Below are 6,883 nucleotides of genomic sequence, written 5' to 3'. Positions count from 1 at the left end.
CTAGTCTCATGTGGTACAGTCTACGTGCTGTCCGTCAACTCCAACATTGTCTAGCCTTCTTATGTTCTTAGTTTATAAGGATACGTTTATTTTTTTTTTTTTTTTTTTTTCCAAGCAGAAGCCGCCATCCGATTTCTAGTCCGGTCCCGGGGGCTGGGAGATGTTTAAAAGGGACAGGCCCCCCCCCCCCCGCCGCCGCCACCGCCGCTGCCCCCGCCGCCGCTGTTACCACGGCCACGCGAACGCCTGGAGTTCGGTCCCTGTCTCATTCGGCTCTTAAGGCCCCATGCAAGAGAAGCGCAGTCCCCGGAACGCTCCGGCGGCCATCCGGCCTTGCGGCCCGGCCACCGAGCCCGCCATGGACGATTTCCATGGGTCGCTCACGGGGTTCAAACGACGCGTCCGCATCGCGTGCGGCAGGCCATGGCGGTCAGCGCTCGGCAGAAAACCATCCGAGATTCTTGCTCCGCAGGCCTTAGGTTCGCGGTCGTGTACCGCACACTACCCGCCAAAGCCTGCCGATCCAACCGTTTTTTTGGATGAGCAGTCGCCTCACAGGCTCTTCCGTGCCCTGACACAGCGCTTTACCCCACCAAGGTCACACAGGATTGCGGTGTCACCCACCCCCTGCGCCCCGACCAGCGCCGCCACATCTTCCGCTTGGCCCTGCCCGACTTCGAACGCGACCAGTCCACCGGGGACCAGCAGACGCGGCAATTCGGCGGCGAGGATGCGGTAGGGCTCCAGCCCGTCCGGCCCACCGTCCAGCGCGCGAAGCGGGTCATGCTCCCGCACCTCCGGCTCCAGCGTGGCAATGTCGGCGCTGGGAATGTAAGGCGGGTTCGACACCACGATGTCGAAACGCTCCTCGATCCCCTTGGCCCAATCGCCGGTCTGGAAGCGGGCGCGCTCTGCCAGCCCGTTGCGGTCGGCGTTCCCGGCCGCAGCCTCCACCGCCAGCGGGCTCAGATCGACGCCGACGCCGGTGGCATTCGGCAGCTCCGATAGCAGCGCCAGCAGGATACAACCCGTTCCGGTTCCGAAATCGATCAGGCGCAGCGCAGCCTTTCGGTCGGGGATCGCGGCCAGAACCGCCTCGACCACCGTCTCGGTGTCCGGCCGCGGTTCCAGCGTGTCGGGATTGAGGGCGAGATCGATGGTCCAGAACTCGCGGTGCCCCAGGATGCGCCCCACCGGCTCCCGCGCCACACGCCGCTCCACCAACGCCAGGGCATGGGCAGCATCGGCATCAGGGATAAGTTGTTCCGCCTTCGTAACGAAGTCGGTGCGGGTAAGGGTCAACGCATGCTCCAGCAGATAGCGGGCGTCGAGTTCCGGCGTATCGATGCCGGCCTCGCGCAGCCGCGCCTCGGCCTGGCCACGCAGGGTGCGAAGGTTCATGCGATCACCCCAGCTCCGCCAGCCGGGCAGCCTCGTCCTCGGCAATCAGGGCGTCGACCAGTTCATCCAGTGCCTCCCCGGCCATCACCTTGTCGATCTTGTAGAGCGTCAGGTTGATGCGATGGTCGGTCACCCGTCCCTGGGGGAAATTGTAGGTGCGGATGCGCTCCGAGCGGTCGCCGCTGCCCACTTGGTTCTTGCGGTCGGCCGCACGGACAGCGTCCTTCTCCGCCCGCTCGCGGTCGTACAGCCGGGCACGCAGCACCTTCAGCGCCTTGGCCTTGTTCTTGTGCTGCGACTTCTCGTCCTGCTGGCTCACCACCAGCCCGGTCGGCAGATGGGTGATGCGCACGGCGCTGTCGGTGGTGTTGACAGACTGGCCGCCGGGACCGGAAGAGCGGAAGACGTCGATCCGCAGATCCTTCTCGTCGATGTGGATGTCCACCTCCTCCGCCTCCGGCAGCACGGCGACGGTGGCGGCCGAGGTGTGGATGCGGCCCTGCGCCTCGGTCGCCGGCACGCGCTGGACGCGGTGGACCCCGGACTCGAATTTCAGCCGGGCGAACACGCCACGGCCGGTGATGTTGGCGGTGGCCTCCTTGTAGCCGCCGATGCCGGTCTCGCTGACGTCCATCGCCTCGAAGCGCCAGCCATGCAGGCCGGCATAGCGGCGGTACATCTCGAACAGTTCGGCGGCGAACAGCGCGGCCTCATCGCCGCCGGTCCCGGCCCGCACCTCCAGGATGGCGTTCTTTTCGTCCGCCTCGTCCTTGGGCAGGAGCGAAATCTGCACCTTGCGCTCCAAATCCGGGATGCGCTTGGTCAGGAGGTGGAACTCCTCCTCCGCCATCGCCTTCATCTCGGGGTCGGCGCCGGGGTCGCCCATCATCGCCGCGATCATTTCCGCCAGATCGGCGGCCTCGGCGCGGCCCTTCTTCAGTTCCGCGATGGCCTCGGCAATCGGGGTGAGGTCGGCATATTCCTTGGACAACCGGGCGAAGTCGCCGGACTCGGCAAGGCCGGCCGCAAGCGTGTCGCGCAGCTCGTCGTACCGGGCCATCACCTTATCGAACTTCTCGTCCAGGCTCACGTCGCTCGTCCTTATCCCGTTCGTTCTCTTCCAATGCGGCAGCGGTCAGCCGGTCCAGCCCGAACAGGCGGAACATCAGCCGTTCCGCCGCCGCCCGTTCGGCCAGCCCCTCGCCGCTGCCATCGGCGGCCAGGGCCCGCAACGCCTCCGATGGGGCGTGCAGCAGGCGGTTGACCAGCAGTCGCGTCGCCGATGCGGCATCCAGATCGGCATGCCCGGCCAGCAGGCGCCGCCGCTCCGCTTCGAAATGGCTGCGAAGCGCCGCAACCGCTGGCACCGCGGCGCGTTCCGCACGGTCGCGGGCGAAAGCGGCAACCGCCTCGTCCACGATCATCCAGGCCGCCTGGGTCGCCGCCTCGCGCCCAACCCGACCTTGCAGCGCCACCCGCTCCAGATCGGCCAGATCATAGACGAAGGCGCCGTCCATACCCGCAACCGCCGGATCGACGTCGGCCGGGATGGCGGCATCGACCACGAAGACCGGCCGGCGGCGGCGGCGCTTCAACACTGCCTCCATCATCGGAGCGGTCAGGATATAGCGCCCAAGGCCGGCCGCGGTCACCAGGATATCGGCGCCGGTCATCGCCGTCTCCAGATCGGCCCAGGGGGCGAAATGCCCGTCGAGCCGCCGTGCCGCCGCTTCCGCCCGCCGATCCACCGGCGCTGCGACGGTCAGCCGCGGCAGCCCGGCCTCGCGCAGCCCCTCCAGAACCAGGGTACCCATGTCGCCCATTCCCACCAGCAGAGCGCCGCAGCGCCTGATGTCGCCGTGCAGGTCACGCGCCACCTGGATGGCTGCCGCGGCCAGCGAGGTGGCGCCCTCCGCAATCGGCGTCTCGCTGCGCACCCGCTTGGCGGCTGCATAGGCAGCCTGCAGAACCGCTTCCAGCTCCGGTCCGGTCAGCCCCGCACCGGAAGCGCTGCGGTGGGCCGCCTTCAGTTGCCCCAGGATATGAGGTTCGCCGACGATCTGGCTGTCGAGCGAGCAGGCCACCGCGAACAGGTGGCGCACAGCATCGATGCCGGTGCGGGTGTAGAGCTGCGGCGCCAGATCGGATGTCGACAGGCCGGCACGGTCGGCCATGACCTCGGCAATCGCCAGGGCCGCTTCGTTCGGGCGTTCATGGACCGCCTGCACCTCCACCCGGTCGCAGGTGCTGAGCCACAGCGCCTGCCCCACCCCCACGGCACGCAGCCGCTCCAGCATTCCCGCCACTTCCGCCTCGTCGGTGGACAGGCGGTCGCGGACGACGCCGGAGCAGGTCCGGTGGCTGGCGCCGATGACGAAATAGGAGGTGGTGGTCACGCCGCGGATCGCTGTCCCTGCCCGAATTCCGGGCAGCTTACTCCGCGGCGGGGGCTACGTCTCGCGTGGTTTCTCGGGTGGTTTCGGCTTCGGCAGCCTCCGCGGCGGCCTTTGCCGCCTCGATCTCCGCCGCCTTCTTCTCGACCAGCCCGACCAGATGCTGGACGATGTCCTGATCCTTCAGCCGGTGGTCGGTAACGCCGGACAGATAGACCTGATGGGTGTTGTTGCCGCCGCCGGTCAGACCGATGTCGGTTTCGCGCGCCTCGCCCGGACCGTTCACGACGCAGCCGATCACCGACAGGGTCAGCGGAGTGGTGATGTGGGCCAGCTTCTGCTCCAGCAGTTCCACCGTCTTGATGACATTGAAATTCTGCCGGGCGCAGCTAGGGCAGGAAATGACGGTCACGCCGCGCCGGCGCAGCCCCAGCGACTTCAGGATGTCGTAGCCGACCAGTACCTCTTCCGCTGGATCGGCCGACAGCGAGACGCGCAGCGTGTCGCCGATGCCGGACCACAGCAGCATGCCCAGCCCGATCGACGATTTCACCGTTCCGGCACGCAGGCCGCCGGCCTCCGTGATGCCGATGTGCAGAGGATAGTCGCACGCCTCCGCCAAGCCCTGGTAGGCGGCGACGGCCAGGAAGGCATCTGAAGCCTTCACCGAGATCTTGAACTCGCGGAAATCATTGTCTTCCAGGATCTTCGCGTGGTTCAGCGCGCTTTCGACCATCGCCTCCGGGCAGGGCTCGCCATATTTCTCCAGCAGATCCTGCTCCAGCGAGCCGGCATTGACGCCGATGCGCATCGAACAGCCATGGTCCTTGGCTGCCTTCACCACCTCGCGCACCCGCTCGGCCGAGCCAATGTTGCCGGGGTTGATCCGCAGGCAGGCGGCTCCGCTCTCCGCCGCTTCGATGGCGCGCTTGTAGTGGAAATGAATGTCGGCGACGATCGGCACCTTCACCTGCCGCACGATGTCCTTGAGCGCCAGAGCCGATTCGCGGTCGGGACAGGAGACGCGGACAATGTCGGCCCCAACGCGTTCGGCCGCCTGGATCTGCTCCACCGTGGCCTTCACGTCGGTGGTCGGCGTGTTGGTCATGGTCTGGACCGAGATCGGCGCATCACCGCCGACAAGCACGTTGCCAACGCGAATCTGGCGCGATTTGCGGCGAAGGATCTGGCGGTAGGCGCGCACGGTCATCTCAGGTCAGCCTCTGGACAGCAAAACGGAACCGGGTGCCGCATCCTAGCGCAGCCGGCATCAGGCCAGAAGTGCGCTCCGGCGCCCGGGATTCAAGGGACAGGGTTGGTGGGGCGCCGCTGACGCATGGCTGACGCCCTCACCGGCCGGTTTCAGCGCCGCACAACCCCGTGGCCGTCGATGGCGACGTCGCGCAGCACCTGCCCGACGGAGCCCAGTGGCGGGCTTTCACTGCCGTCGGCCATCACCACCAGACCACCGGCGTTGCCGGTGCGGATCTTCACGTTGGGCTTGTCAGGAACGCGGAAGGTGTCGCCCGGCTTCAACACGCGGGTGAAGACGATCTCGCTGCCATCACGCACCTGAAGCCAGCTTTCCTGCGTCGCCTTCAGGATCAGCTTCGCATTGGTGTTCAGAGTGCCATAAACCTTGCCGTTGGCTGGGACCGACGCGGCCGGAACCGCGGGCGCGGCCGGAGGGGCCGCCGCGGCGTTCAGCGGAGTCGGATCCTGCGGCGATGCCTCGTCGTCGTCCTCGGCCGGCGGGGCCGGTACGTTGACGATACCCTGCCCACCCGTCTGGTTGGCAGCGGGCGCGTTGGCGGAGGGCAATGGCGACTGGGCTGGCGGCAGCCCGGCGGCGGCAGTACCGGCCTGCGGCTTGGCCGTACCGCCCTGCGGAGTTGCCGGCGCTGGTGTGACGGTGGACACGGCAGTCTGCGGCGGCTTGCCGACGGTGGACGGCGTTGCGGCAGGAGCCGAATTGGAGGGTGCCGATCCAGCCTGTGTCGGGCTGACCGGGGCCGTGTTCGCCGGCGATTGAGCTGTGGCCTGGGTTGGCGTCGTGATCGCCGGTGCCGGAACGGCGGGTTCGGCGCCGGGCTGGCCGGACGTTGCGGACTGGTCAGCCACCTGTTCGGCCGGCTTGGCCGGCACACCGTCCAGCAGCGAAACCAGACGGTCCGGCAGGGTCGGAACGAGATCCGCCACCGACCGGTCGGTCGCCGACAGATAGTACCAGCCGCCATAAACGATGCCGGCCAGCACCAGCGTGCCGAGCAGCAGCGTTCCACCCGATGCCCGCCCTTCGGCCGCCGGAGTAGGCAGATACAACTCCTGCCGGCGGACACTGCCGGCAGCCTCCTCCTTGTAGCGGGTGACGACCATGTCCGGGTCGAGCCCCAGGCACTCGGCATAGGAGCGCAGGAAACCGATGGCGTAAGTGCTGCCCGGCAGTTCCTGATACCGCCCTTCCTCGATCGCCAGTAGGTAAGGATAGCGGATGCGCAGCATCGTCGCGACGTCGCGCAGGTCATAGCCATGCGCCATCCGCGTCGCACGCAGAGTCTCTGAGACGGAGGGACCGGACGGAGCCGGATCGAAATCGTCGAAAACCTTGCGCTTGGCCATGGGCTCGCCATCTGCTCGCAGCTTATGCACACGCCGGAAAAGCATGCGCAGCGGGGGCATCCGCGTGGATGCAACTTGCGAAATGGGTACGACATGCCGCCCCCACGGCGCAACCGCAATGACCACGGGTCAGGGAACGGGGGTCGTGACAAGTGGGTGCAGGGGCTTCACTCCGAACGGCAAGAAGCCCGCGGTGCGTGAGCACAGCGGGCTTCTTTTCGATTTGGTTGCGGGGGCAGGATTTGAACCTGCGGCCTTCAGGTTATGAGCCTGACGAGCTACCGGGCTGCTCCACCCCGCGGATGTATCATCGTCGGATGATGGATCTCGTGAAGATGCAAGCGTGCGCTTTGGCTTTGAGCGTCTCTTGTGCCTGAGCGACCTGGCGGCGACCTACTCTCCCACGTCTTAAGACGCAGTACCATTGGCGCGGAGGCTTTTCACGGCCGAGTTCGGGATGGGATCGGGTG

5 protein-coding genes, 1 tRNA gene and 1 rRNA gene are annotated in these 6,883 nt (G+C 67.0%); all 7 read right to left on the bottom strand.

The annotated features are described in order from the left end of the window. Nucleotides 1-552: 552 nt before the first annotated feature. Nucleotides 553-1,401, bottom strand: coding sequence for a peptide chain release factor N(5)-glutamine methyltransferase (gene prmC, locus GBZ48_RS35360; protein ID WP_174475293.1), 849 nt, complete (start codon nucleotides 1,399-1,401; stop codon nucleotides 553-555). A 4-nt stretch (nucleotides 1,402-1,405) separates the two neighbouring features. Further along, nucleotides 1,406-2,491 (bottom strand): peptide chain release factor 1, encoded by a 1,086-nt coding sequence (prfA, locus tag GBZ48_RS35355; protein ID WP_174475292.1) that lies wholly within the window; start codon nucleotides 2,489-2,491, stop codon nucleotides 1,406-1,408. Beyond that, the gene (gene hemA, locus GBZ48_RS35350) at nucleotides 2,466-3,797 is read right to left on the bottom strand and encodes a glutamyl-tRNA reductase (RefSeq protein ID WP_174475291.1); all 1,332 of its coding nucleotides are present in this window, start codon (nucleotides 3,795-3,797) and stop codon (nucleotides 2,466-2,468) included. Before hemA ends, prfA begins: the two co-directional genes overlap by 26 nt. A 37-nt stretch (nucleotides 3,798-3,834) precedes the next feature. After that, nucleotides 3,835-5,004, bottom strand: a complete 1,170-nt coding sequence (ispG, locus tag GBZ48_RS35345; RefSeq protein ID WP_174475290.1) for a flavodoxin-dependent (E)-4-hydroxy-3-methylbut-2-enyl-diphosphate synthase — start codon at nucleotides 5,002-5,004, stop codon at nucleotides 3,835-3,837. Nucleotides 5,005-5,156: 152 nt separating this feature from the next. Beyond that, nucleotides 5,157-6,413, bottom strand: a complete 1,257-nt coding sequence (locus GBZ48_RS35340) for a helix-turn-helix domain-containing protein (RefSeq protein WP_174475289.1) — start codon at nucleotides 6,411-6,413, stop codon at nucleotides 5,157-5,159. A 224-nt stretch (nucleotides 6,414-6,637) separates the two neighbouring features. After that, a tRNA-Met gene (locus GBZ48_RS35335) sits at nucleotides 6,638-6,714 on the bottom strand. 79 nt (nucleotides 6,715-6,793) lie between these two features. Then, nucleotides 6,794-6,883 (bottom strand): 5S ribosomal RNA (rrf, locus tag GBZ48_RS35330); the annotation flags it as partial.

It is taken from the genome of Azospirillum melinis (genome assembly GCF_013340935.1).
In the GTDB taxonomy this organism is placed as follows: domain Bacteria; phylum Pseudomonadota; class Alphaproteobacteria; order Azospirillales; family Azospirillaceae; genus Azospirillum; species Azospirillum melinis.
Note: the sequence above shows the minus strand (reverse complement) of the source record. Positions and strands in the feature narration are given on the sequence as shown.

Coding starts and splice junctions, on each gene's coding strand:
- prmC (WP_174475293.1), bottom strand. CDS start 1,401: ATGAACCTTCGCACCCTGCGTGGCCAGGCCGAGGCGCGGCTGCGCGAG.
- GBZ48_RS35340 (WP_174475289.1), bottom strand. CDS start 6,413: ATGGCCAAGCGCAAGGTTTTCGACGATTTCGATCCGGCTCCGTCCGGT.
- ispG (WP_174475290.1), bottom strand. CDS start 5,004: ATGACCGTGCGCGCCTACCGCCAGATCCTTCGCCGCAAATCGCGCCAG.